Source organism: Eubacterium sp. An3 (assembly GCF_002159465.1).
Classification (GTDB): Bacteria; Bacillota; Clostridia; order Lachnospirales; family Lachnospiraceae; genus Anaerobutyricum; species Anaerobutyricum stercoris.
In genome coordinates, this window is the sequence record NZ_NFIR01000002.1 from 192,130 (window position 1) to 218,403 (window position 26,274).

18 protein-coding genes are annotated in these 26,274 nt (G+C 47.4%); 2 read left to right on the forward strand and 16 right to left on the reverse strand.

The annotated features are described in order from the left end of the window. Positions 1-57: 57 nt before the first annotated feature. The 15 genes from B5F87_RS03270 to B5F87_RS03340 form a co-directional block, all read right to left on the reverse strand. The gene (locus B5F87_RS03270; protein WP_087276711.1) at positions 58-1,341 is read right to left on the reverse strand and encodes an adenylosuccinate synthase; all 1,284 of its coding nucleotides are present in this window, start codon (positions 1,339-1,341) and stop codon (positions 58-60) included. 121 nt (positions 1,342-1,462) lie between these two features. Further along, entirely contained in the window at positions 1,463-3,133 is a 1,671-nt protein-coding gene (locus B5F87_RS03275; protein ID WP_087276714.1) for a polysaccharide biosynthesis protein, read from the reverse strand. A gap of 92 nt (positions 3,134-3,225) precedes the next feature. Beyond that, a complete protein-coding gene (purB, locus tag B5F87_RS03280; protein WP_087276717.1) occupies positions 3,226-4,659 on the reverse strand; it encodes an adenylosuccinate lyase in 1,434 nt (477 codons plus the stop codon). A gap of 47 nt (positions 4,660-4,706) precedes the next feature. After that, on the reverse strand, positions 4,707-6,152 hold the full coding sequence (gene purF / locus B5F87_RS03285) for an amidophosphoribosyltransferase (protein WP_087276719.1): 1,446 nt from the start codon (positions 6,150-6,152) through the stop codon (positions 4,707-4,709). Between the two features lie 183 nt (positions 6,153-6,335). Next, positions 6,336-7,595: a glycoside hydrolase family 3 protein gene (locus B5F87_RS03290; protein ID WP_087276722.1), complete on the reverse strand. Its 1,260-nt coding sequence runs from the start codon at positions 7,593-7,595 to the stop codon at positions 6,336-6,338. Between the two features lie 20 nt (positions 7,596-7,615). Then, complete coding sequence (locus B5F87_RS03295; protein WP_087276725.1) at positions 7,616-9,751, reverse strand: RNA degradosome polyphosphate kinase; 2,136 nt, start codon at positions 9,749-9,751, stop codon at positions 7,616-7,618. Positions 9,752-9,816: 65 nt separating this feature from the next. Beyond that, positions 9,817-11,352 carry an HD domain-containing protein gene (locus B5F87_RS03300; protein ID WP_087276728.1) on the reverse strand — a complete coding sequence of 512 codons (1,536 nt, stop codon included), beginning with the start codon at positions 11,350-11,352 and terminating at the stop codon, positions 9,817-9,819. Between the two features lie 10 nt (positions 11,353-11,362). Then, positions 11,363-13,858, reverse strand: coding sequence for an LTA synthase family protein (locus B5F87_RS03305; protein WP_087276731.1), 2,496 nt, complete (start codon positions 13,856-13,858; stop codon positions 11,363-11,365). A 92-nt stretch (positions 13,859-13,950) separates the two neighbouring features. Further along, positions 13,951-15,093 (reverse strand): bifunctional chorismate mutase/prephenate dehydratase, encoded by a 1,143-nt coding sequence (locus B5F87_RS03310; RefSeq protein WP_087276734.1) that lies wholly within the window; start codon positions 15,091-15,093, stop codon positions 13,951-13,953. Between the two features lie 38 nt (positions 15,094-15,131). Continuing rightward, positions 15,132-15,959 carry a 2-amino-4-hydroxy-6-hydroxymethyldihydropteridine diphosphokinase gene (gene folK / locus B5F87_RS03315; RefSeq protein WP_087276737.1) on the reverse strand — a complete coding sequence of 276 codons (828 nt, stop codon included), beginning with the start codon at positions 15,957-15,959 and terminating at the stop codon, positions 15,132-15,134. 145 nt (positions 15,960-16,104) lie between these two features. After that, complete coding sequence (gene folP / locus B5F87_RS03320) at positions 16,105-16,920, reverse strand: dihydropteroate synthase (protein ID WP_242964237.1); 816 nt, start codon at positions 16,918-16,920, stop codon at positions 16,105-16,107. Further along, positions 16,911-18,254 carry a folylpolyglutamate synthase/dihydrofolate synthase family protein gene (locus B5F87_RS03325; protein ID WP_087276740.1) on the reverse strand — a complete coding sequence of 448 codons (1,344 nt, stop codon included), beginning with the start codon at positions 18,252-18,254 and terminating at the stop codon, positions 16,911-16,913. The genes folP and B5F87_RS03325 overlap by 10 nt, the downstream gene beginning before the upstream one ends. A gap of 181 nt (positions 18,255-18,435) precedes the next feature. Continuing rightward, a complete protein-coding gene (locus B5F87_RS03330; protein ID WP_158096934.1) occupies positions 18,436-19,227 on the reverse strand; it encodes a polysaccharide deacetylase family protein in 792 nt (263 codons plus the stop codon). Positions 19,228-19,448: 221 nt separating this feature from the next. After that, positions 19,449-21,557: a glutamine synthetase III gene (locus tag B5F87_RS03335; protein WP_242964239.1), complete on the reverse strand. Its 2,109-nt coding sequence runs from the start codon at positions 21,555-21,557 to the stop codon at positions 19,449-19,451. Between the two features lie 390 nt (positions 21,558-21,947). Beyond that, on the reverse strand, positions 21,948-22,742 hold the full coding sequence (locus B5F87_RS03340) for an alpha/beta hydrolase-fold protein (RefSeq protein ID WP_158096935.1): 795 nt from the start codon (positions 22,740-22,742) through the stop codon (positions 21,948-21,950). Between the two features lie 177 nt (positions 22,743-22,919). Between B5F87_RS03340 and B5F87_RS03345 the strand changes: the two genes are divergently transcribed. After that, entirely contained in the window at positions 22,920-23,588 is a 669-nt protein-coding gene (locus B5F87_RS03345; RefSeq protein ID WP_087276748.1) for a sigma-70 family RNA polymerase sigma factor, read from the forward strand. A 2-nt stretch (positions 23,589-23,590) separates the two neighbouring features. Continuing rightward, positions 23,591-24,778 (forward strand): DUF4179 domain-containing protein, encoded by a 1,188-nt coding sequence (locus B5F87_RS03350; protein ID WP_087276752.1) that lies wholly within the window; start codon positions 23,591-23,593, stop codon positions 24,776-24,778. A gap of 81 nt (positions 24,779-24,859) precedes the next feature. On the opposite strand, the gene B5F87_RS03355 is transcribed toward B5F87_RS03350, so the two are convergent. Next, complete coding sequence (locus B5F87_RS03355) at positions 24,860-26,248, reverse strand: glycine--tRNA ligase (RefSeq protein WP_087276755.1); 1,389 nt, start codon at positions 26,246-26,248, stop codon at positions 24,860-24,862. Between the last annotated feature and the right edge of the window lie 26 nt (positions 26,249-26,274).

Consider the following 26,274-nt stretch of genomic DNA (forward strand, 5'->3'; position numbering starts at 1 on the left):
CTCTCAGTATGGATGCCGCTGGCATCGTTATCTGTCAACATCAAAATCTTCTGTCAATTATACTGTACGGTAAATGATATCTTCACGTCCCGGTCCATTGGAGACCATGGTGATCGGATATCCAATCTGTTCTTCCACAAATTCAATATATTTCCGGCAGTTTTCCGGCAGATCTTCGTATTTCCTGATGCCGCGGATATCGCTCTTCCACCCTGGCAGAGTCTTAAGCACCGGTTTTGCTTTCTCGAGAAGCGGAGTTACAGGAAATTCTGTAGTCACTTCGCCATCAATCTCATAGCCCACGCAAACCGGAATCTCGTCCAGGTATCCCAGAACATCCACAACGGTAAAAGCTACATCGGTGGTACCCTGCATACGACAGCCGTACTTGGATGCCACACAGTCAAACCATCCCATTCTTCTCGGTCTTCCGGTCGTCGCGCCAAATTCGCCGCCGTCACCGCCGCGAACCCGAAGTTCCTGGGCTTCGTTGCCGAAGATCTCGCTTACGAAAGCTCCTGCTCCCACAGCACTGCTGTAAGCCTTGCAGACAGTTACAACCTTCTCAATGGAATATGGAGGCAGACCTGCGCCGATCGCTCCATATGCCGCCAGTGTAGAAGAAGATGTTACCATCGGATAGATGCCGTGATCCGGATCTTTCAGCGTTCCCAGCTGTCCTTCCAGAAGGATATTCTTTCCCTCTTTCAGAGCCTGGTCCAAATATAATGATACGTTGCACACATACGGCGCAACCATTTCTTTATAATCCATCAGCGTCTGATACAATTCATCAGCATCAATGAGCGGCTTATGATAGAGATGCTCCAGAAGCACATTTTTCTGGCTCAGCACCCGGTCAATCTTTTCTCTGAGAGCAGCCTCCTCCATAAACAGTTCATTCACCTGGAAACCGATCTTTGCGTACTTATCTGAATAAAACGGCGCTATGCCGGATTTCGTAGAGCCGAAAGACTTTCCTCCCAGACGCTCCTCTTCATACTGATCGAAGAGAATGTGATACGGCATTACGATCTGCGTTCTGTCAGAAACCAGAATCTTCGGTTCCGGCACCCCTTTGGATACGATCTCCTTCAGCTCATTAAACAATACTGGTATATTCAGAGCAACACCATTACCGATGATACTGGTGGTATGATCATAAAATACACCGGACGGCAATGTATGAAGAGCAAACTTGCCGTAATTATTTATAATTGTATGGCCTGCATTGGCACCTCCCTGGAAACGGATAATGATATCAGAATCCTGGGCAAGCATATCTGTAATCTTACCTTTTCCTTCGTCTCCCCAATTGGCGCCTACAATTGCTTTTACCATGCGTTCTTTCCTCCCAGTTATCTAAAAATCTTCAAAAAACAACGTTCTTATTATAGCCCAGTTTCCTCTATAAGTAAAGGAACATCTTTTCTATAAAATAAAATCTCGCTTTCACGCTGCATCACATCAGCCGGAACTTCCTGGCGTAACGGACAAGCACATATCCTTTCGGGAAATTCCGAAGCTCTTTTTCTGACACACCGCGAAGCTTTATCAGCAGTGCAAAATATACAGCCACAGCAAATACGATGGAAACCATCAGGCACACAAACACAAGTACCCGCGCCGGCAGCACTATTCCAAAAATGCCGTCCAGTATAAAATACAGTCCCTGATAGAAGACGTAACAAAATACTCCCATTCCGACAGCGGAAATGGCCGGTATCACAAAAGTCTTTCTGACTTCCTGCCGGTATCCCAGATACCTGTGTACACTGATGCTGTTCAGCAGACACATCAGAAACGCATAGAGCATAGTCGCAAAAACCAGCGCCAGCAGATCCATATTTGTAAAGTACAGCAGACCCGCCAGGAAAAGTACATGAATCAGCAGAGATACTGCCGCATTGCGAAGCGGCACGTTTACTTTACCGATTCCCTGCAGAACACCGTTGGTCACCGTTGACAGACAGTAAAACACAACGCTGACACAGCCGATGCGCAGAAGATTCACCGCAAGATTAATAGTATCCCTCTGCGGGAACAGAACCTGCATGACCGGATATGCCAGCACACACAGACCCACGGCGCTCGGAATACTGATCATCATAGTAAAATGTATGGACTGTTTTACCTGAGCATTACATTCCTCATAATCTTCCAGAGTGTAGGCCGATGACACTGCCGGAATCATTGCCGTGGACATGGAATTGGCCAGTGCCACCGGCACATTGATCAGCGTAAGATACTTCGTGGAAAACACTCCATAGAGAGCGGCAGATGTTTTGGAAAGCACTCCTTTATAATCCATCACATCCATGAATATCGTCTGATCGATAGTAGCGCTGATATTATACACAAATGTACTGAGAATGACCGGAGTGATCATCAAAAACATGACTTTAAAAATGTCTCTGTAAGAGCTGCTTGTTCCGGACACATCCTGCATACGATGTTTTGTAAAGTACAGACGGTTCTGCCGGTATACAAAGACCATGAAGACCAGTCCCGCCGCCACGCCGATCACAATACCTGCAGCGCTTCCCATAGCGCCGAATACCGGAACCTTATCCGCATCGCCGCCGGCAAAGATCTGTATAAACAGAAGCGCCGCACCGATGCTGACTATGGCGTTGAGCACCTGCTCGATAATCTGTGAGATTGAAGTCGGCACCATGGTGGAATGCGCCTGAAAATATCCTCTCAGAACGCCGAGAAATCCCGACAGAAAGATGGCCGGAGCCAGCACCTGCAGAACAGGTATCGCTTTCTGCTGACTGTCAGGAACCAATACAGATGCACCGAGAAAAGTGAACAGACTGGCAGCAGCCCCCACAATCAGTACATATACAAGCGCGCACCTGAAAACCTTGTGCGCCTCCTTGTACTGTTTCAGAGCCAGTTTTCCGGAGACCACCTTCGAAACCGCCATTGGTATGCTGTAGGAGGAGATCAGCAGCACCATGGAATATAAATTATAAGCTATTCCATAATACCCGTTTCCCTCATCACCAATAATGCTGGTAACCGGACTCCGGTACAACACACCGATGATTCTCACAAGTATCCCCGCCACCATCAAAATGGATGCCTGCGCTATTACATTTTGTTCACTCGAATTATTTCTTCCCACTGTATCCTTCCTCTCAGAGCTTTTCTCTCTGAATCCTTCCTGCTCTTTTTTCCTGCACCCTGATTTCTGTCCGTCTCATATTTTGTCGTTCTTTATACATTAATCTCCGCTTTCATACCAAGGATTTCTTTGTTGGCTTCAAGCACCGGACGGATATATTCATCAATATACTCTTCCGTCTGCTGCGGTGCGCGTCCCACAAAGTTCTCCGGTTTCATGATGGCATTGAGCTGTTCGATGGTCATGCCGAAAGCCGGGTCGGCAGCAATCCGCTCCAGAAGGTCATTATCTTTCCCTTCCTCTTTTACCACACGGCCGGCAGCCATGGAATGCTGGCGGATCTTCTCATGAAGTTCCTGACGGTCCCCGCCTGCCTTCACCGCATCCATCATTATGTTTTCCGTTGCCATGAACGGAAGCTCGCGCATCAGATGCGCCTCGATAACTTTTGGATAGACAACCAGACCGTCCACCACATTCAGATAAAGATCAAGTATACCATCTATAGCCAGAAATCCTTCCGGTACAGAGAGACGTTTATTGGCAGAGTCATCCAGCGTCCGCTCAAACCACTGTGTGGATGCGACCAGCGCCGGGTTCATAGTATCCGCCATCACATAGTCTGCCAGAGAAGCCATACGCTCGCTGCGCATCGGATTTCTCTTGTAAGCCATAGCGGAAGAGCCGATCTGATTCTTCTCAAACGGTTCCTCAATCTCTTTCAAATGCTGAAGAAGACGGATATCGTTGGAGAACTTGTGAGCGGACTGCGCGATTCCTCCCAGTACATTTAACACACGGCTGTCCACTTTTCTTGAGTAGGTCTGTCCGGAAACCGGATAACAGGAATCGAATCCCATCTTTTCCGCAATCTTTTTATCAATCTTGCGGATGGTCTCGTGGTCGCCGTTAAACAACTCGAGAAAGCTTGCCTGTGTTCCGGTAGTTCCTTTGGAACCAAGCAGTTTCATAGAGCCGATGACGTAATCCAGATCCTCCAGGTCCAGCATCAGTTCATTTAACCACAGAGTCGCCCTCTTTCCAACGGTGGTTGGCTGTGCCGGCTGAAAATGCGTAAATGCCAGCGTCGGCAGATCTTTGTATTTCATGGCAAAGGCAGCCAGCTCGCTGATGACATTTAATACTTTCTTCCTCACCAGCTTTAACGCCTCCGTCATAATAATAATATCGGTGTTATCTCCCACATAGCAGGAAGTCGCTCCCAGATGGATGATACCCTTGGCGTTCGGGCACTGCACCCCGTAAGCATATACATGGGACATAACATCATGACGTACCTCTTTTTCACGCTCCTTTGCCACCTCAAAATTAATATCGTCGGCATGAGCTTTCAGTTCCTCGATCTGCTCTTTTGTCACACTGTCAAGCCCCAGCTCATACTCGGTCTCTGCCAGCGCAATCCAGAGCTTTCTCCATGTTTTAAACTTTTTGTCCGGTGAAAAAATATACTGCATTTCCTTGCTGGCATACCGCTCGGAAAGCGGACTCTGATATCTGTCGTACATTGGTTTCCTCCTATTTCTCTCTGTTCTGATATTTTTTTATTTTCTCCTCAGCCCTGCTCGCCGCGGATATCGTGTTTTGGCGGTTCCAGAGGATAATTGCCGCTGAAGCAGGCGTCGCAAAACGGCAGTCCTTCGCATATCTCCGAAAGCCGTTCCATGCGCAGATACGCCAGAGAATCGGCTCCAAGAATCTGGCGGATTTCCTCCACACTCTTTCCATTGGCAATCAGCTGATCTTCTGTCGGGATATCTGTCCCAAAGTAACAAGGATGCAGAAAAGGCGGAGAGCTGATTCTCACGTGAACCTCTTTGGCCCCGGCATCCTTCAACATCTGCACGATTCTGCCGCAGGTAGTTCCCCGCACGATGGAATCATCGATCATGATGATCCGCTTTCCCCGCACATTATCCTTGAGAACATTGAGTTTCACCTGCACGCTGCTTTCCCGCATACTCTGTTTCGGCTTGATGAACGTCCGTCCCACGTAGGAATTCTTAATAAAGGCGATACCGTAAGGAATCTTCGATTCGATGGCATATCCCTGCGCCGCCGGGTTGCCGGACTCCGGCACTCCCACGACCATATCGGCCTCAACCGGAGAATCCTGCGCAAGAAAACGTCCCGCGCGAATACGGCTGGCGTAAACTCCCACACCGTCAAAGACCGCGTCTGGTCTTGAAAAATAAATATATTCAAAAATACACCGGGCCTGTTTCTTCGGGTCAGAAAAACACATCTCCTTATTGGAAAGAATTCCTTCCTTTGTGATGGTCACAAGCTCTCCTGGCTCCACATCCCGGACAAACTCTGCCCCTACCGCGTCCAGAGCGCATGTCTCTGAAGCCAGAAGATAGGCATTATCTCTTTTGCCGATACACAGCGGCCGGAAACCGAAAGGATCTCTCGCTCCCATGAGCTTTCTCGGGCTCATCACGATGAGGGCATAGGCTCCCCTGATCTTGCGCATGGCGGCAAGCACCGCTTCCTCTGCCGTGTCAGAACTGATACGCTCTTTTGCCACGTGATAGGCGATAACTTCCGAGTCAATGGTAGTCTGAAAGATAGCTCCGGTTTTTTCCAGTTCCTCTCTGAGTTCCAGAGCATTGATCAGGTTGCCGTTATGGGCAAGAGCCAGCGTTCCTTTATAATAATTTAAGACCAGCGGCTGCGCATTTTCCCGGGTACTGGAACCGGCAGTGGAATAGCGGACATGCCCCACGCCGATATTGCCCTTCAAATGCTCCAGATCCTCACCGTGGAACACCTCGTTGACCAGGCCCATTCCTTTGTGAACCTGAATATTTTTCTTCGGACCGTTTGTATCAGAAACGGCAATACCGCAGCTCTCCTGTCCTCTGTGCTGCAGAGCAAAAAGGCCGTAATACACGGTGGAAGCCACATCTCCTCCATCCAGGTCGTACACGCCCATGACACCGCATTCTTCATGTAATTCTGTCTCTGTCTCAAACTGCTCTCTGCTGTCAAATGGCATTTTAATCCTCCTATATGCATCATCCTGTTACAGATTGTTCAAATAATTTGGCGTCTTGTATACTAACATAAAAACCCCCGCAGTACAAGAACCCTTTTCCGGATAACCGGATACGTGCCGGCGCAGCTGCTGACCGGCACGCTGCACACCGATGGCAGTACCCGGCGAAATCTCCGTTCTCCGCTACTGTACGATCTCTTCCAGCAGCGGTGAGGAGAGCGGCAGAATTCCCCGGCGGATCTTCACCGTCAGTATCCGTGATACCGCCTGGTCGATCTGCCGTTCCGTGAGTGTTCCGTCCTGCACCGCTTCATAGACTGCATCGTAAGCACTCACAAAATCATCCGGCATCAATATCATATCATTGCCGGCTTCTATGGCCATAACCGCCGCTTCACCGGCGTCATAAAACTTTGTGATAATCTTCATGTTCATGGCGTCGGTAATTATAATATTGTCAAACTGCAGCTCTTCGCGCAAAATATCTGTCACCATCAGAGACGACAACGAAGCCGGCACCTCATTCTGAGTGATATTGCGGACCGCCACATGGGACATCATCACCACATCCGCTCCGGCAGCAATGCCTGCCTTAAACGGAGTAAATTCCACATCACGCAGCCGGTCGATGGTCACATCCAGATTTACAAAGCCCTTATGGGTGTCATCACCTGAGTCTCCCTGTCCCGGGAAATGTTTGAGCGTGGCGCTGACGCCGTTTTGCTGCAGGCCCTTCACCTCTTCGCTGACCATATCCGAGACAAGCTGCGCATCTCTGCCAAAGCTTCGGGAGCCAATCTCCGTATTATCCGCATTGGTGGAAATATCCGCCACCGGCGCAAAATCCAGATTAAATCCCAGCTCCGAAATCTCCCGGCCAATGGTCGCGCCCACATTATAGGCGTTAGCTGAATCTCCGGTACTTCCCACCTCCGACATGGTCGGAAATTTTGTCGTTCCAAACGATTCTGAATTGGCAACCCTCGAGACGGTTCCACCTTCTTCATCCACTGACATAAACATCGGAACCGTCGAAGCTTTCTGCATTTTCCGGATAAACTTCTTCAGATTTTTTCTGTTTTGTTTAATATCCTCGTCATTGGTGAAATTAAAGGAAAAGAAGATAACGCCGCCCGGCTGATACTTTTTTATATTTTGCTTCATCTGATCCGTCATTTCTGTCTCAGCGTTAAAATCCAGAGAATCTGTACTGACAATAAAAAGCTGTCCGATTTTCTGTTCCAGCGTCATCTGTCCGAGCACCTCTGACACAAGACCTTCCATGGTTATATCATCCAGGCTTTCCGGGTCTGCCTCCAGGATGGATGTGCTGCTCTCCGCCTGACTGTTATCAAACGCTGCTCTTCCACATCCGGAAAGGGTACACAGCACAAGAACAAAGACCCAGCAGAAGACGGCCCGGATTCGCTTATATCCCCGCATAGATCACAATTCCTCCGTATTTATTTATGTTCCGGCGCCATTCCAGGCTCAAAATGGCGTTTCGGCACTGTCGGCTGCACCTGATTTCTCTCCATGGCTTCCCGACAGAATTCTTTCTGCGCTTCCAAAAGAACCTTTCCTCTTTTGTCCACTTTCTGATAGCTGTTATCCGGCTGCAGGCAATGAGCCTTCATGGTATCTGCCAGCTGCAGATCCAGAATATGTCTCGCTTTTTTCTTCAGCTCCTCATCCTCAATCGGGAACACAATCTCCACACGGCGGTCCAGATTTCTAGGCATCCAGTCCGCGCTTCCCATATAAAGCTCTTCATGCCCGTCATTATAGAAAGAAAAGATTCTGGCATGCTCCAGGAAGCTTCCTACAATAGAGCGAACGCGGATATTCTCACTGATACCCGGAATTCCCACAACAAGACAGCAGATACCGCGCACGATAAGATCGATCTGCACGCCTGCCGCAGATGCTTCATACAGAGCAAGGATGATCTTCTTGTCACAGAGGGAATTACATTTTGCGATAATGTGCGCTTCTTTTCCTGCTTTGGCATTCTCGGTCTCTCTCTTGATCAGCTGAAGGAAACGTTTTTTCATCCAGATCGGAGCCACCAGCAGACGGTTCCATCTTGCCGGCTCTGAATATCCGCTCAGCATATTGAAGACTGCCGTCGCATCTTCGCCGTAGGCGTCCCGGCAGGTAAACATACCGGTATCTGTATATTGCTTCGCTGTGGAATCATTATAGTTTCCGGTTCCCAGATGTACATAACGGCGGATACCGTCGGATTCTCTGCGGACAACCAGCGCGATCTTACAGTGCGTTTTCAATCCTACAAGGCCGTAAATAACATGGCAGCCGGCTTTTTCCAGTTTTTTCGCCCAGTTGATGTTGTTTTCCTCATCAAATCTCGCTTTCAGCTCCACAAGCACCGTAACCTGTTTTCCATTTTCCGCCGCAAGAGCAAGGGCGGAGACGATCGGAGAATGTCCGCTGACACGATAGAGTGTCTGTTTGATAGCCAGCACATCTTCATCTTCCGCTGCCTGGCGGATAAAAGCGACCACCGGATCAAAGCTCTCATATGGATGATGGAGAAGCACGTCTCCCTTTCTGATCTGCTCGAAAATGTTCCTGTCAGCCCGCAATTCCGGCGTGATCTGCGGCACGTACGGCTTCTCTTTGTATTCCTGGAATCCTTCCAGACCGTAACATTTCATGAGGAAAGTCAGATCCAGCGGGCCGTTTACCGCATACATATCGTCCGTATGCACTTTAAACTGTTTCTTTAAGTATTTCACCAGACGCTTGTCCATCCGGTCTTCATATTCAAACTTGATGACCTCGCCCCACTGACGTTTTTTTAACTGTTTTTCAATCTCCTTGAGCAGATCTTCCGCCTCGTCTTCTTCAATGTCCAAATCGGCGTTCCGCATGATACGGTAAGAACTGGAGCAGATGATCTCATGATTTAAAAATAAATCCGGCAGGAAATGCTCGATCAATGTCTCAAGAAGCACGATCCTCGTAGTTCCCTCTTCGTTTTTCGGCAGAGTGATAATTCTCGGAAGCACGGAAGGTACCTGTACCGTTGCCACGTCATACTCTTTTTTGGCTTTCTTTCCCTTATTCTCTATAAGCGCCGCGATATTCAGCGTCTTATTCTGTATAAGAGGGAACGGACGGGAGGAATCAATGGCCATCGGCGTCAGCACCGGATACACATTTTTGTGGAAATACTGATCCAGATACTCCACCTCGTCCTCCGTCAGCTCATCATAGTTTACGATCCACAATCCGGCGTCCCGCAGCTTCGGAAGCAGGGAACGGGTGTATACAGAATACTGTTTCTCAATGAACTCATGAGTTGCTTTATAGAGGGCTTCCAACTGTTCAAGAGCCGTCATTCCCGCGATATCCCTCTTGTCATATTGTGCATTTACCATATCTTTCAGGGATGCGATTCTTACCATGAAGAATTCATCCAGATTAGAAGCGGTAATACTCAAAAACTTCATCCGCTCAAAAAGAGGATTCGTTTTATCCTTTGCTTCGCCAAGAATTCGTTTGTTAAACTCCATCCAGCTTAATTCACGGTTACTAAAATTACTTGGTTGATCAAAAACAATTTTTTCTGCCATGGTTATTCCTTTCTTTGCTTCAACACACACGCAATCCATAAGAACAGTGTCGCCGCAACAATATACTAAAATACTCTTTTCTGTTTAAGTACCGGTTTTACGCCTAAAATTTCATTGAAATATTTTGCCTTCTTTTCAAAGAGGCTGATCTCCAATGTAATATCCTGATCAGACTCCACCGTGATAATCAGCTCTTTGCCTTTTCGCACGATGTTCCTGTTCTGATATTTCTGTCCATGTCCCCTGTCCAGAGCATTGGCAAGACGCAGAATGGCGGAAAGCTTCGCGATACGCAGATATTCTTCCCGAAGGAAAACACTTTCCAGACGGTCTGTCTCCGGCAGGAATTCTGTATTATACCGCACCACATTCGCCACTTCCTGTCTCTCTCTGTGTGAAATTCCCATGATCTCTGTGGAAATAATGAGCTGATAGCCGTTCTGTCCCGGCTGATTCATATTGACATATTTACCTATATCATGAAGAATCGCGGAAATCTCCAGAATTAGGCGGTCACGTTTTGACAGACCGTGGAATTTTACCGTCCTGTCAAAAATCTCGCACGCAAGCTCGGATACATATTCCGCATGCACCTTGTTGGAACGATAGCGTTTTCCGATATATTTTACTGACGCGATAATATCCTGATAATAGTCATGATTGATCTTGATCTTATTTGATTTTAACGCATAGTCCACCACGCTTCCGTCACAGAGATCCGTATCACAGATATAGACGGTATCTGCTTTGGAAAGTTCCAGGAACTTCTTATAAATAATAACCGATGGCAGCGTCATTCTGGCATCCTCGATGGACATACCGTACTGTACTGCCAGATCCTGATAGGATGCTTTTTTTATCTTCTTAAAAATATAACATATTTCTTCATAGTTTAATGTAAGAGAAGGATTCAGTTCCGGTACGATTTTCTTAAGATTTTTAATCTCATCACCGATAGCCACCACATTTTTTATGGCCTTATCCTTCAGATACGTATTGCGGAACATATCGATTTCATACTGGATATACTCTTCCATGACGGAAATATAATCCAGGGCGTTATGTTCCACAGACTCCAGAATCTCCAGAACCTTTACTGTTCCAATGGCCATATTCTGCGTCAGGTACAGCGCCTGCTTATCAAAAAGAGATACCTGCACGCTTCCGGAACCGATGTCCAGAATGGCCGTATTTTTCTCAATAATGTGGTCAAAGTCAATTTCAGACACCTGAATTCCTTTGTACATCAGAAAACGCAGCTCGGAATTGGAAAGCATCTGTACAGTAATCCCCGTCCGGATCTTGATCTGATTCAGGACAGAAAGCTGATTCCTTGCATTGCGGATAGCGCTGGTAGCATAGCACTGGTAGTCTTTAACATCATATTCCTTCATAATCTGCAGGAAATTATTCAGTACGTCGCTGATTTCCTCAATCTGCGGAAAGGAAATCCGCCCGGTGCCATAAGCTTCTTTGCCCAGCTCATATTCATGGCATACCCTGTTAATTTCCCGAATGCCGCTGGCCTGCGAAATCTCATAAATCTTCATCAGGAGATTTTTAGAGCCAATCACTATAACTGCATAACTGGAATATCTCATTTGCTCCTCCTTACTCTTTCAAATAAAAGAAAGAATTTACAGTGTGGTCAGTATCAATTAAATTATTATATTGAAGAATCTGGTACTCCTGCACCATATCGTTGTACGGTGTTTCTTTCGCAGATTCATAATAATTACCCTCCGCATCGTAGGCGCCCATGGCGCTCAGCACCGGAAGCTTCTCATAAAGACGCATGAGGAACTTCTGATAAGGAGTCATCTTAAGTCCTGCTTCCTGCATCACGTAAGCGCTCAGATAATTGGCGCTCATCTTCTCGATAGTTGTCTCCTCAATATCATAATTGGCCCATATAATAAACGGCGTCTGATATTTTTTCATCAGTTCCTCCGATGTGAGCTCGTCCGATGATTTGCCAAAAATGCTGTCATAAAAACGGCTGGTCACCGCCGGCTGGTGGTCTCCGAACATCACAATGATAGTCGGCTCATCCACCTCGGAAAAATACTCTACAAGGTATTGAAATGCTTCATCGGTCTTTTTGACCAGAGACAGGTATTGTTCCGCCTGTTCATTTTTATGATTATCGGTAATCTGCACATCGTTGGTAAAATTACTGTAGCTCTTATCAAAGCCGCCGTGATTCTGCATAGTGACATTGAAAAGATAAAATGGCTTTGAAGTGTTTTTCCTTTCCTCATAGAGTTCAATAATTTTTTCCATGTTGGATTGATCGGAAATGTATTTCCGGTACATAAGAGGATTGGTAAAATCGCTCTCACTGTAAAAATGCTCAAAGCCCATATATCCGTATACCTCCGGTCTGTTCCATCCGGACGCCAGATACGGATGCAAAGCCACATTGCCTTTGTATCCCTGCTGTTTTAAAGTATAGGTAAGATTCGGCAGTTTATCTTTCACTACCTGCGTATATGCTATAATGCCGTTTTGCAGAAATGCCATGGTATTGCCGGTGAGAAATTCAAATTCAGAATTGCAGGTACCGGAACCAAAAATGGACATATACAGATTGCCCTTGATAGTATCCTCCTCAAGATTATGGATAAACGGCATATAATCCTGATTCGTGGTAAAATCTCCCACCACCGACAGATCAGAAAACGCCTCATTCATGATAGCAATGATATTCGGTCTTGTGCCGTCCGAAGTCCCAAGGCGTCCGTCCTTCTTCTCTTCTTCATTGGCGAACTCTTCTTCATATCTGGCCGCAATATCCGCCGCCGCCTCTGCGGAATAATCATCCGGCTTATCCTGCACCAGTGAATTCATGTTCAGCACAAATCCGAAAAAGAAACCGTTTTTAGCGTAGCCTTTTTTCTGATCCCAGACATTATTTTTGATGCCGTAGCTTCTGAGCGTTCTCTCTTCCACGACAAAATAGCCGAGGACGCTCACCGACAGGGCGATGACACATCCCATGATAAGACGTTTCTTCCATCCGGTCTTTTTCCTCATCGGACACCGCCACAGGACGGCGAGATACAGCAGAAGGAATAACGCATTCCACACGAATATCGGCTGAATACTGTAGGTATAATTTTCTGCAACTCCGGCTGCGGTAGAAGCAGACATGATGTCAGACGGCACAATTGGCGCGCCTTTAAAATTGAGAACATAGTAGTTGGCCAGACCGACCACGTAGAAAAATATGGTTCCGATGGTTACGGCCGCCTTCCTCGATACGAAAATCAGATATAAAATTCCAAAAAACAGATAATAGACTAAAACATTCAGCCAGAATTCTGCCGCATTGATCCTTGTTATGGAATTATTGGTAAATCTCTCCACAAACCAGAAAGTAAACACGGGGGCTGCAAAGAATAACGCATATCCAATAACCGTCTTTACTCTCTCCGGAGCCGGAATCGGAAACAACACGAGGAGGATCACCAGTCCCAGCAAAGCACAGATTCCCACCCACTGCTGATAGATCGTCACCGGATAATAGAACTGGGCCACCAGATATTTCTGCTGTTCCACCCGGTTCACCTGCAGCTTGCCCTGAAAACCGCTCTCTCTGGTACTCCACTGATAGACGATAGGCTCCTTGCCGGACTCCGTTCCCACTGTGGAAATCTGAATGGAATATTCATTACCTTTCTGGAGCTGCACATCTGTCTTGAACTCCGTATAATCATTATCCATGAGATTACTGATCTTTTTAGACACCCGGGAAACACTTTCCCCCGTCTGACGGTCAATAATGTTGAAAACCAGCTTTCCCTTTGCCACTCCGGTATAATCGTTGCTGAAATAAAGCTTGACTGTTTTTAAATGGGTATGCTTCGCCACGAAATTCTGATTGACCACGCTGCCTTCTGATAACAGGCACACCTGATCCACCCTGTATTTATTAACCTGACTGGTGGCGTTTTTCTGATAATCCATGAAATTATGGCACAGATACCACATGAAAAAGAACAGTACAGCTGCAACTGCAATCCGTACTCCCAGAATCATTTTTTCTTTTTTGCTCATCGGGCCTTTTTTCTGCGGTATAAATCTGCGAATCTTTTTTATATCCATTTATTATCCTACTCCAAAATTATTTTCATCGCCGGCGGCAGCACCGGCATTCCACTCACACTCAGCATGTGACCGCGGCAGTTCCGCCACGATCAGTAATTACCGAGAATTCTGAAATTAGCCGCCTCCGCCCGTACTCCCTGCAGAGCGTTGCGCACCTCCGCATCGTGCAGATTGCCGCTGATATCTACATAAAAGCGATATTCCCACTGGCGATCCGGCAGCGGCACTGACTCAATATGGCTCAGGTTCAAATCATTGTAGATAAAATGTGAGAGTATATTATAAAGGGTTCCGCTCTCATGGAGAACCGCAAAGGAGATACTAATCTTTGAAGCATCCTTCGTATACTGACGTTTTTTAGAAAGAATAACAAAGCGGGTCTCATTGCTGGCGTCAAAGTTAATACTTTCCTCCAGAATATCAAGCCCGTAAAGTTCAGCAGCACGCCGGCTGGCGATGGCTGCCTCCCGCGGATTATTTCTTTTTGCGATCATCTCCGCCGCAATGGCTGTATTCTCCACACTTTTTTGCTCCACGCCCAGTTTTTCCAGATACGGGGCGCACTGCATTAATCCCTGCGGATGAGAATATACTGTCTCAATCTCTTCTATTTTACTACCCGGACAGCCTAAAAGGCAATGGTCGACTTTCACAAAAACTTCGCCCACAATGCAGACATCGTGCTCCAAAAGGATATTGTATACACCCGCCACGTCACCAGCGGAAGAATTTTCAATAGGAAGCACGCCGTAATCGGCCTCTCCCTCGTTCAACGCCATGGCCACCTCTTTAAACTGCGCCACTCCATAGTGGTCAATATCTCTCCCGAAAAACTTCTCACAGGCCATGCAGGTAAACGATCCCGGCACGCCGGCGTAGGCTACCCTTGTATCGGGAAACATTACCAGTTCCGGCACTTCAGTAAAATAATTTTCAATGTACCGGTCTCTTTGATGCACCAGATGGTACTGGTATTTTCTGCTGATGGACATCATCTGAATAAAAATCTCTTCAAGTCCCTTTACGATAAATGGATTGGAACGGTTTCTGGTGATATCCGCCAGTTTCTCATCCTCTCTGTTTTTATCATAAATGGGAGCTCCGATCTCCTTCTTGGCCTCCGCCAGCTCTGCGGCGCATTTCATGCGTTTTTCGAACAGTTCCGCAATCTTATAATCTATCTCGTTGATATTTTCTCTTACCTGTCTGATATCTTTCTTTATCTTATCCATTTAACAGTTCCTCTATCAATACTTCTGCCTGATTCTTTTTATTTATTCTCCTGCTGTTCCAGAGCTTCCTTATATTCTGCAAAACGTTTCCGGTACAGCGGATGCACACCGTGAGGATTCAGCTCACACAGCGGAATGAGCACAAAGAGCCTCTTCGTCATCTCCGGATGCGGTATCGTAAGTACCGGACTTTCTGTTATCCGGTTGTCATAGAGCAGCAAATCCAGATCAAGAGTCCGCGGACCCCAGTGAATCTTCCTCTCCCTGTGCGCTTCCTTTTCAATTTCCTGCATTCGGAGCAGCAGTTCTTCCGGCTCATACAGAGTTTCAAAGGTAAATACCGTATTCAAAAACTTATCCTGCTCCAGATAGCCATACGGTTCTGTCTCGATGACCTGCGCCGACCGGAAATTCCGGTTATTTCCGTCAGACCGCAGCGCTTCCGCCGCCATATCAATCCACGCCTGCCGTTCTCCCATGTTGGAGCCGACTCCCACGTACACCCGGTGCCATCCTCTCTCGATGGACACCGAGGCGTAATCCAGATGCATCATCACCGGCGCCCACGGCTTCTTCACTTCAATCCGCACGGAATCGATCAGCGGAAACTCTTTCAGGATCTGTCCGGCGATCCGCTCCGCCGCGCGCTCCAGAAGCTTGTCATTCTGTTTTTTCATCTCCGCGGTGATCAGACGGCTCACATCGCCATAGCTGACGGAATCCTCCAGCGCGTCGGACAGTCCTGCCTTTCTGGTGGAGAGAGACAGCTCCGCACTGACCAGAAACTTCTGCCCCAGTATATTTTCTTCCTTATATACGCCGTGGTTGCAGAAAACTTCCAGATTTTTAATTGTTATTTTATCCATTCTTTACACCAAGTTTCTATATTTATTATCAAAATTTATCGTGCTCGCCGTTTGCCGGCATACGCCCGCAAAATCCTGCCTTGCAGGCCAGCCCTCACCGGCGGCGATTCCGTCATCGCGATACGGTCGCTGCCTCTGCGCGGCTTCACTCTGCCGCCAGAATCGCCTCCGCCATCTTCATGGCGCGGTAATTCTTCTTCACATCATGAACCCGGAAGATCGTTGCCCCTTTCATCCGGCCCATAACAGTGGTTGCCACCGTCCCTTCTTCTCTTTCGTCCACCGGCAGATCAAGGGCCGTACCGATAACAGATTTTCTCGAAGTTCCCAGAAGAACCGGAAGGCCAAACTCTTTCAAAAGATCCAGATGCTTTATAATAGAAAGATTCTGCTCGTAGGTTTTGGCAAAGGCAAAGCCCACACCCGGATCCAGCATGATTTTTTCCTGTTTTATTCCGGCGTCATCGGCGATCCGCAGGGTTTCCCGCATATCATCCATAAAATCCAACAGATAATCTTTATAATCCATCTGCTTTCTGTTATGCATCAGGCAGCATGCCGCGCCGCTCTCTGCAATAAGCGGAGCAAGACGTCCGTCCCATTTCAGCCCCCAGATATCGTTGATGAGATCCGCGCCTGCCGAAAGTCCCGCTTTTGCCACCTCATATTTGTACGTATCGAGGGAAACCGGCACATCAAACTGCCGCTTTACTGCCTCAATGACCGGCACAACTCTCTCAATCTCTTCCTGATCTGTAATCTTCTCATGACCAGGTCTTGTGGATTCTCCGCCGATATCAATGATGGCAGCTCCTTCCCCGATCATTCGTTCCGCCTGAGAAAGCGCCGCGTCCAGCGTCTGATATCTGGAGCCGTCGGAAAATGAATCCGGTGTGACGTTCAAAATCCCCATGATGTATCCCTGATGCTCTAAATCCAGATTGTATTTTCCTATTTCCACGATGTATCCTCCATTTCTTCCATAAATGAGAGCGAGCCGCAGATGACGATCACATCCTCCTGCTCTGCCTTTTCCCGGCCCCGGCGTATCGCCTCGTTGACGTCCTGACAACAATGCGACGGAACGCCGAAACGCTGCGCACAGGCCGCCAGAACTTCTCCGGACAGCCCCCGTTCATTATTCGGACGGAATGTATATATTTCAGACGCCAGCGGCATAAGTTCCGCCAGCATCTTCTCATATTCCTTGTCTTTCAACACTCCCATTATATAGATGATTCTCCTGTTTGTAAAATGTTTTTCCAGAAATTGCGCCAATTTCCGCGCCCCGTCCGGGTTGTGAGCGCCGTCCCGAAAAGTATACGGACGTTCGCCGAGCAGCTCCAGACGTCCCGGCCAGCGGGCGTTTGCCAGCCCTCTCTCCATCTCCGGCCATCCCAGCCGTTTATCTGCCGCCGGAATAAACCGTGCGTTTTCTCCCGGCTCCAGTTTTCTCCTGCCCTCTGACGGCAGCCGTTCCATCAGTTCTTCCGCAGCCGCCAGCGCAGTCACCGCATTGGATATCTGATGTTGTCCCGGCAGAAAAATAGAGAATCTGTGTTTCTTCCATATAAATGTACTTCCAGTCACAGATTCTGTTTCCACCTGATAATCAGCGGCTCTGATCAATGTGCATGGCGCATGCTTCCGGGCTGCAGTCTCCTGCATAATCCGGCAGACCTCCGGTACATTTTCCTCAACAACAACCGGTACGTTCTCCTTTATGATTCCTGCCTTTTCCCCGGCAATCTCCTCCAATGTATCACCGAGAAATGCTTTATGATCGTAACTTACGGAGGAAATCACCGTAAGAAGCGGATGTTCTATAACGTTGGTGGCGTCATCAGTTCCTCCCATACCGGTTTCAATCAGCGCCACATCCACCTGCTCTTCTGCAAAATACAAAAACGCCAGAGCCGTCTCCACCTCAAATAAAGTAGGCTGCCGCAGCGAAGGCTGTTGCGTTCTCTCCATCTGCTCCATGGCGCGCTCCATGCGGACATAGTACTTCTCCAGTTTTTCCGGCGATATCTCCTGGCCATTGATCTGAAACCGTTCCTCGTAAGAATGAATCGTAGGGGAAATGTAACGACCCACCCGGTATCCGCCCTCCTGCAGGATAGCCGAAAGAAATGAAAAAACAGAACCTTTTCCATTTGTTCCCGCAATATGCACAACAGCAATCTTTTCTTCCGGATGTTTCAGAGCAGCAAGAAGCGCCCTGACCGGTTCCAGGCCAGGGGTGCTTCCCCGCTTTTTTAATTTTTCTATGATTTTATGATACTGATATTCCATGTTTCCTCCTGTCTCATAACTTATTACTATAGCGAAGGAAACAGCTTTTGTCAATTTTTATGGTGTTTTCCAGCAAAATTTTGAAATTTGAAAGCGAAATTCCTGCATATACCAGCCTACTCTGCTGTTCCTTCTGGCCGTTCTGTTCTTCTCTGCCTGCTGTTCTTCTCTTTCTACCGGCCTATTCTTCCAGCCGGCTGTCTTTGGTCAGCCGGTCAAAAGCGTAACCCTCTTTGCGGAGTCTGGCAATAAGCGGGCGCACCGCGTTCAATGTTGTTTTACAACAATTGAGATCATGCATTAAAATGACGGCTCTATCATGCTTTAATGCATCTTTCAGCACTCTCGCCATCAGAACACCGGGCGCGGACTGCACACATACAGCGTCCTCCGCTGTGGCATTCCAGTCAAAATAGCGGATGCCTTTTTCCTCCAGATACTTTTCCCCCTCTTTAAGCGGAAACTTCATCTGTGTGGTACTGCTGCCGCCCGGAAAACGGTAGATATCGCAGCTTACGCCGGTGATATGATAAAGATAAGTTTTAAGCTTCCACAAATCTTCCCGAAAGTTATCCACAGAGCTGTAGATCTGCTTATAAACATGAGAGTAGGAATGAAGTCCCAGACTATGTCCTTCTTTCACAATTCTCCGGTAGACCTCTCTGGATTCTTCATCCTCTTTTCCTACCACAAAAAAAGTGGCTTTTACATTTTCTTCCTTCAAAATGTCCAGCAGCTCATCAGAATGGGTGGACGGTCCGTCATCGAAGGTCAGGTAGGCGACTTTTTTTGCCGGAGACTCTGAGTTCAAATCAGCAGCGGCGGTACTTTCTCCAGCCGCGGAGCCTTCGCTCTCCACTCCCTGTCTCATCACTTCCGTATTCTCTTTGGTTCGTTTCACGGCACATGAAAAAGCCACTTCCACTTCTCTGGCGTGCGGTGCATATAAGCAGCCAAAAAGGCATATTCCCATCCACAGTGCCGCCCTCCGTCCCCATTTCCTGATTTTCCTTTTCACTGACATCACTTCTTCCGCCTTCTTTATAAATAACAGTATATGAAAAAATCCGGCTCAAAATGAGCCGGATTCTCTGTATTTATGTCTTACCTGCGTTGTTTTATTCTATGCATCCTGCGGACGCTTCAGCACTTTTTAAGGAGGAAAATCATCAAACTGCTGTCTGCCGGATGTTTTCAGACTTCAAAAATCAGATCGCCATAGCTTGGGAACGGCCAGGCTTCTTTGGCAACAAGCATCTCCAGACGATCAGCCGGAGCGCGAAGAGCGTTCATTGCTTCAAACACCACGTCATGATAGTAACGGCCCTGCGCTTCCACATCATCAGAAGCTTCTGCATTAGCTGTTACTTTTTCCAGCTCTTTTAACGCGCTAAATGCCTCTTTTACATTTGCTGCAATATCGGACATCAGTGTCTCCTGAACAGAGATATCCACCGATGGAGTAGCAGTCTTGATAGCGTTGATGGAGTCTGCCAGGCTGGTCTGATACTTGATGCAGGCCGGGATGATCTGTTTCTTCGCCATATCGATCATGGTGAGTGCCTCGATATGAATAGTCTTTGCATAAGTTTCGTAAAGGACTTCTGCCCGGGCTTCGAGTTCTGCTTCTGTCAATACGCCATGTTTTTCAAACAGAGACACAGATTCCGGTTTTGTCAGAGCAGGAATCGCATCTACCATACACTTGATATTCGGAAGTCCTCTTCTCTCAGCTTCTTCCACCCACTCCTGCGCATAACCATCGCCATTGAAAATGATTCGTTTGTGCGCAACCATGGTCTCTTTTATCATATCATGAAGCGCCATACCAAAGTCTTCTGCTTTTTCCAGCTTATCAGCCATATCGCAGAGAACTTCTGCCACGATAGTATTTAATACTGTATTCGGATCCGCGATGGACTGTGTGGAACCAACCATACGGAATTCAAACTTATTACCTGTGAAGGCAAACGGCGATGTTCTGTTACGGTCTGTGGCATCTTTCTTAAAATGCGGCAGAGAATGTACGCCGGAAACGTATTCTTCTCCTTCCAGAGAACTGGTTGCCTCTCCGGCATCCACAAACTGCTCTACTACATCTTCCAGCTGCTCGCCCAGGAAGATAGAGATGATGGCAGGCGGCGCCTCGTTGGCCCCCAGGCGGTGATCATTACCTGGCGTAGCCGCGGAAATACGAAGCAGATCCGCGTGTTCATCCACAGCGCGCAGAACCGCTGCCAGGAAGAGAAGGAACTGCATATTTTCGTGAGGAGTTTTGCCCGGATCCAGCAGGTTTTCTCCGGTATCTGTGGTCATAGACCAGTTGTTATGTTTACCGGAACCGTTGATGCCCGCAAAAGGCTTCTCATGAAGGAGACATTTCAGCCCCTGTTCATCTGCGATTCTCTGCGCGGTTTCCATCACCAGCTGGTTATGATCGGTGGCCACGTTGTTCTGATCATAGATTGGCGCAATCTCATGCTGTGCCGGAGCCACCTCGTTATGCTGAGTCTTTGCGGAGATACCCAGCTTCCAGAGTTCTTCATTAAACTTGCTCATGAAGCCAAGGATTCTTTCCGGAATCGTTCCGAAATAGTGGTCATCCATTTCCTGTCCTTTTGGAGGCATGGCGCCAAATAATGTACGTCCTGTGAAAATCAGGTCTTTTCTCTTCAGATATGTGTCTTTATCCACCATAAAGTATTCCTGCTCTGCACCGACAGATGTGGATACATGCTGCGCCTCGGTATTACCGAACAACCGCAGGATACGCATAGCCTGCACATCAAGCGCCTGCATGGAACGAAGCAGCGGCGTCTTTTTATCCAGCGCCTCTCCTTTATAAGAGCAGAACGCTGTAGGAATACAAAGAATTGTGGAATGCGGCGTTTCCTTAATAAAGGCCGGCGAAGTACAATCCCAGGTAGTATATCCTCTTGCCTCACAGGTTGCACGCAGTCCTCCGGACGGGAAGGAAGATGCGTCCGGTTCACCCTTGATCAATTCCTTACCGGAGAAACGAAGCAGCGTGGTGCCGTCGCTCTGCGGGTCGATGAACGCGTCATGTTTCTCGGCGGTAATGCCGGTCAGCGGCTGGAACCAGTGTGTAAAATGCGTCGCACCCTTTTCAATGGCCCACTCTTTCATCTCGTGAGCAACGATATCCGCCACTTCCGGGTCAAGTTCCGCTCCGGCGTCAATGGTGGCTTTCATCTTCTTATAGGCGGCTTTCGGCAGACGATCTTTCATCACCGCATCGCTGAATACGTTGGAACCAAAGATTTTTTTGACATCTGTTTTCATAGTCGTAACATCCTTTCCATTATCTTCCATGATAGAACAGCATCTGGTTATGAGAAAAAACTCTGTATAATCAGAAAAGCGTCCGAGAATCTGATGATTCACGAACGCCCTTGTTCTCGTTAAATTATGTGTCTTTCGCAATTGCTAGATATAAAATACAACCATTGATTCAAAAAAGCAAGTGTTTTTTGTGCATTTTTTCAGATTCATAAGATTTGACGATTTTCGCTTGCTTTTTTTAATCGTATTCTTATATTATTACCACATTTATTTTTTCTGCACTTAATAATATAATGTTGTATCTATATTTTACTTAATATAATTAACCGTCATCTTCCATGTCTGTTTCACTCCGGAAGTTTTTGTCACATTTCACAGAAATTGCGAAAACTATTCCATCAGCCATCTCACCGCCGGCTGCAGTTCTTTATTCCAATAATCCCAGTCATGCTCGCCCGGCTGCTCGTGATAAAGCACTGGAATCTGGTTTTCTTCCAGATACGCCCGGAAACTGCGGTTTTCATCAATAAGGCTGTCCTCTGTACCACAGGCAAGATACAGATCCGGAATCTCTCCGCCCGCTTTTTTGATCTGCCCGATCAGATACTTTGGATTTCTGTCACTTTCCCGGAGCTGTCCCGGTTTTCCGAAAATCTCTTTCAAATACGCCTCGTTAAACAGCTCATGGGTATAGTCTCCCCCTTTATCCACCATTTCATCCAGATGCAGCGCCGAAGAAAAGGCCATAATCTTCCCGAAAGTTTTATAATACTTCATGCCATTCACAATAGAACCATAACCGCCCATGGAAAAACCACCGATAAACGTATCCTCTCTCCGGTCAGAGAACCCGAAAACCTTTCTCGTGTATTCCACCAGCTCTTTTCCAATAAAGGTACTGTATTTCCCTCCGGTCATTTCCCGGTCCAGATAAAAGCTGTTGTCACCGCAGGGACATACCACCGCAAAATTATATTTCTTGCACAGAGTATGGATATTAGTTCCACATATCCAGTCTGTATCATTTCCTGTGAATCCATGGAGAAGATACAGCGTCTTCATCCCTCTTTCATAATATGCGTTTCCTTCTTTCTCTTCCGCCGACACATCGTTGGGAATCACGATGCTCATCGTTGTAATCTTCTGAAGCGCTTCTGATAAAAAGTCCATTCTTAAATATGCCATTTCCACTTTCCTTTCGTTTATGTTTTTCATTCAGCATACCGCAGCCGCCAATAATTTGCAACATTCTCAAAAAAATTTGCCGGAAAATGATAGATTTTCCTCTGCATTTGCGAATATAAAGTACAAGCGGTATACTAAATCAATAAGGCAGCGACCGCAGGAAGGAGGGGGAGGCTTATGAAAATAACAGAACAAAACTTTGTTCAGGAGCTTTCCAGGAGAAATGAACAGGCTCTTGAATACGTGATGATTCATTATGGAGGTCTCGTGAAGTCTGTGACGCACCGTTATCTGAACGTCCTCTCTCAGTATGAGGAAGAATGTATCAGCGATGTATTCTTCGCCGTCTGGAATCACATTGATTCTTTCCGCCCGGAGAGAAACCCTTTTGCCAACTGGATCGCAGGCATTGCAAGACTGAAAGCGCTGGACTACAAGAGAAAGTACGCCAGACAGCTGATGGAACGAAGCCTTGAACAAGCCGACAATATTTTGAGCGGGCAGCCGCAGGATACAGAGATGTCGTTCTCCGGAGAATCCCCGGAAAGTATACAGACGCAGTTTCTGAAAGAATTCTCCAGAGAAACGCAGGAAATACTCGCCTGCCTGAAGCCCAGAGACCAGGAGCTGTTCTTGAAACTGTATGTGGAAGAAAAATCCTTTGATGAGATCTCGCAGGAAACCGGAACAGAAAAATCCGTACTGTACAACCGACTGTCCCGCGGCAAACGGAAGCTTCGCAATTTATTTCCCCGCGCAGGACAGAAGAATAACATAGAATCCCGGGAAACCCCGTCAGAAGACGAGGCGACCGTCATAAGAAAAAGAAACGGAGGAGGTCAATAGCTATGAGAGAAGATATTTACATTTTACTCAATGAAATAGATAACCACACGGAAGCCTTTGAGTCCTCCCCGATACAGGAAGAGGAAATCAAGAGGTGGAAACAGGCGGTATCAGCAAAGATACAGGCTCATTCGGCTGCCGGCAGCGCACGTATTGAAAAAAATTTCCCGTCCGGCAACCATACACCTACCGAAGAAGATTCCACAGCTGTCGATAGTGCACGCACCAGAAAGCTTTCCTGGAAACATTACGCAGCGGCAGCAGCCGTCCTCGTTTTTCTGGCAGGCGCTTTCTGCACACCAATCCGGCAGCGTGTTTACGCAGAATCACAAAAACTACTGTATAATCTGGCTATTTTCCTCGGCATCACAGGAGACATCAGTTCCTATCAGACCGTCGTGGAACAATCCTTTACTAAAAATGGGATTACCGTCGTTCTCCACGACGTCATCTGGGATGACGATACTTTGCTGGTGTCTTACACAGCTTTCCTGGGTGACGATGCCGATCCGGCGCTCAACGAAGATAATTTTGATATTCATCCACAGATTCGCATGAATGGCGAAGTTCTCTCCCGCGGCAGTGGTGGTTCAGTACACCACAGTATGGGGAAACCTTCTTTCAACAGCAGATACACTTTTGATATTCCATCTGCGACCTCTTTGTCCGGAGCACAAAAAATGGAGCTTGTATTTTATATGGATAACCCAGAAGCTTCTTCCAGTTCTTTCCCGATTCGTCTTGGCAGCCTGGAATTTACCGTATCCCCAGACGCCCTGCGAGCTGACACCAAAAACGTTGCGCTGAATGTTCCCGCCACTCTCCCGGATGGCACTTTGATCACTTTCCAAAGTTACGCCGGTAATCCTATCAGTCAGAAAGTGAAATACGTTACGGAAGGCCGCGCTCATTATCTCAACTATACTATTATATTAAAAGGAAAGGATAATCTCGGCAATATGGTGGAGCTGTACACAACCCACTACGAATATGATGATAACGGAAACGGGAAAGGCGAAATGGTCAATGATTCTTATATCGATACCTACACCATCGCTACAGAAGCGTCCTCCATCACTCTCACACCATATGCTGCCAACAATTCTGTCCTATATTCAGACACAGGCTACATGTCAGAAGAAGATATTTTTTATCCGATCGGCGATTCCTTTACGATTTTCCTGCGCTAACGAGGAAAACCGGCAGCAGCCAGAATCCCACTGGCCGCTGCCGGTCTTTTTATTCTCACAAATCTTCATTCATTCGCAGGATCAGTAAGCGAATTTCTCTGCGAAGTATGCCTGCAGATCTTCAATCTTCACTCTCTCCTGCTCCATGGTGTCACGGTCACGGATGGTCACGGCGCCGTCTTCCACAGAATCAAAGTCGTAAGTGATGCAGTAAGGAGTACCAATCTCGTCCTGACGACGGTATCTCTTACCGATATTTCCTCTGTCATCGTACTCGCAGTTGTAGGTCTTGGACAGTTCCTGATAGATCTTCTCTGCTCCCTCAGCAAGCTTCTTGGACAGCGGCAGCACGCCGATCTTCACCGGTGCGATGGCCGGATGGAAGTGCAGCACGTTACGCACGTCGCCTTCCTTGATCTCCTCTTCATCATAAGCGGAACACAGGAAAGCCAAAGTCACACGGTCAGCACCCAGAGACGGCTCGATAACATACGGAATGTATTTTCTCTTCTCCTCATCGTCAAAGTAGCTCATATCCTCTCCGGACACTTCCTGATGACGGCTCAGGTCATAGTCGGTACGGTCTGCGATACCCCACAGCTCGCCCCAGCCGAACGGGAAGAGGAACTCGATATCGGAAGTTGCCTTAGAGTAGAAAGACAATTCTTCTTTCTCATGGTCACGAATCCGCATTTCCTCGTCTTTGATACCCAGCTCTTTCAGCCAGTTCACACAGTAATCTTTCCAGTAAGCGAACCATTCCAGATCTGTATCCGGTTTGCAGAAGAACTCCAGCTCCATCTGCTCGAACTCTCTGGTACGGAAAGTAAAGTTACCCGGCGTAATCTCGTTACGGAAGGACTTACCGATCTGTCCGATACCGAACGGAACTTTCTTTCTGGAAGTTCTCTGTACATTTTTAAAGTTGACAAAAATACCCTGGGCAGTCTCCGGACGAAGGTATACCGTGTTCTTCGCGTCCTCGGTAACACCCTGGAAGGTCTTGAACATCAGGTTGAACTGACGGATGTCGGTAAAATTATGCTTACCGCAGCTTGGACACGGCACATTGTGCTCGTCGATAAACGCCTTCATCTCCTCCTGGCTCCAGCCGTCGATGGATGATGGCAGCTCGATGCCGTTCTCTTTTGCGTAGTCTTCGATGAGCTGGTCGGCACGGAATCTTTCCTTACATTCCTTACAGTCCATCAGCGGATCGGAGAAACCGCCCAGATGACCGGAAGCCACCCATGTCTGCGGGTTCATGAGGATGGCACAGTCCACACCTACGTTGTACGGGCTCTCCTGGATGAACTTCTTCCACCAAGCTCTCTTGACATTGTTCTTAAGCTCCACGCCCAGATTACCGTAATCCCATGTGTTGGCAAGGCCGCCGTAAATCTCGGAACCCTGATATACGAAGCCTCTCGCCTTGGCAAGGGCAATAATCTTATCCATTGTTTTTTCCATAATGTCTACCTCTTTTTTCTTTTAAT

Bases quoted from the DNA above. Each gene is read 5' to 3' on its own strand.
- purB (WP_087276717.1), bottom strand. From the start codon at position 4,659: ATGTACGACAGATATCAGAGTCCGCTTTCCGAGCGGTATGCCAGCAAG.
- folK (WP_087276737.1), bottom strand. From the start codon at position 15,959: ATGGATAAAATAACAATTAAAAATCTGGAAGTTTTCTGCAACCACGGC.
- B5F87_RS03345 (WP_087276748.1), top strand. From the start codon at position 22,920: ATGAAAATAACAGAACAAAACTTTGTTCAGGAGCTTTCCAGGAGAAAT.
- B5F87_RS03300 (WP_087276728.1), bottom strand. From the start codon at position 11,352: ATGAGATATTCCAGTTATGCAGTTATAGTGATTGGCTCTAAAAATCTC.
- B5F87_RS03330 (WP_158096934.1), bottom strand. From the start codon at position 19,227: ATGGGAATATGCCTTTTTGGCTGCTTATATGCACCGCACGCCAGAGAA.
- B5F87_RS03305 (WP_087276731.1), bottom strand. From the start codon at position 13,858: ATGGATATAAAAAAGATTCGCAGATTTATACCGCAGAAAAAAGGCCCG.
- B5F87_RS03335 (WP_242964239.1), bottom strand. From the start codon at position 21,557: ATGAAAACAGATGTCAAAAAAATCTTTGGTTCCAACGTATTCAGCGAT.
- purF (WP_087276719.1), bottom strand. From the start codon at position 6,152: ATGCCATTTGACAGCAGAGAGCAGTTTGAGACAGAGACAGAATTACAT.
- B5F87_RS03350 (WP_087276752.1), top strand. From the start codon at position 23,591: ATGAGAGAAGATATTTACATTTTACTCAATGAAATAGATAACCACACG.
- B5F87_RS03340 (WP_158096935.1), bottom strand. From the start codon at position 22,742: ATGGCATATTTAAGAATGGACTTTTTATCAGAAGCGCTTCAGAAGATT.
- B5F87_RS03355 (WP_087276755.1), bottom strand. From the start codon at position 26,248: ATGGAAAAAACAATGGATAAGATTATTGCCCTTGCCAAGGCGAGAGGC.
- B5F87_RS03325 (WP_087276740.1), bottom strand. From the start codon at position 18,254: ATGGAATATCAGTATCATAAAATCATAGAAAAATTAAAAAAGCGGGGA.
- B5F87_RS03310 (WP_087276734.1), bottom strand. From the start codon at position 15,093: ATGGATAAGATAAAGAAAGATATCAGACAGGTAAGAGAAAATATCAAC.
- B5F87_RS03295 (WP_087276725.1), bottom strand. From the start codon at position 9,751: ATGGCAGAAAAAATTGTTTTTGATCAACCAAGTAATTTTAGTAACCGT.
- B5F87_RS03290 (WP_087276722.1), bottom strand. From the start codon at position 7,595: ATGCGGGGATATAAGCGAATCCGGGCCGTCTTCTGCTGGGTCTTTGTT.
- B5F87_RS03270 (WP_087276711.1), bottom strand. From the start codon at position 1,341: ATGGTAAAAGCAATTGTAGGCGCCAATTGGGGAGACGAAGGAAAAGGT.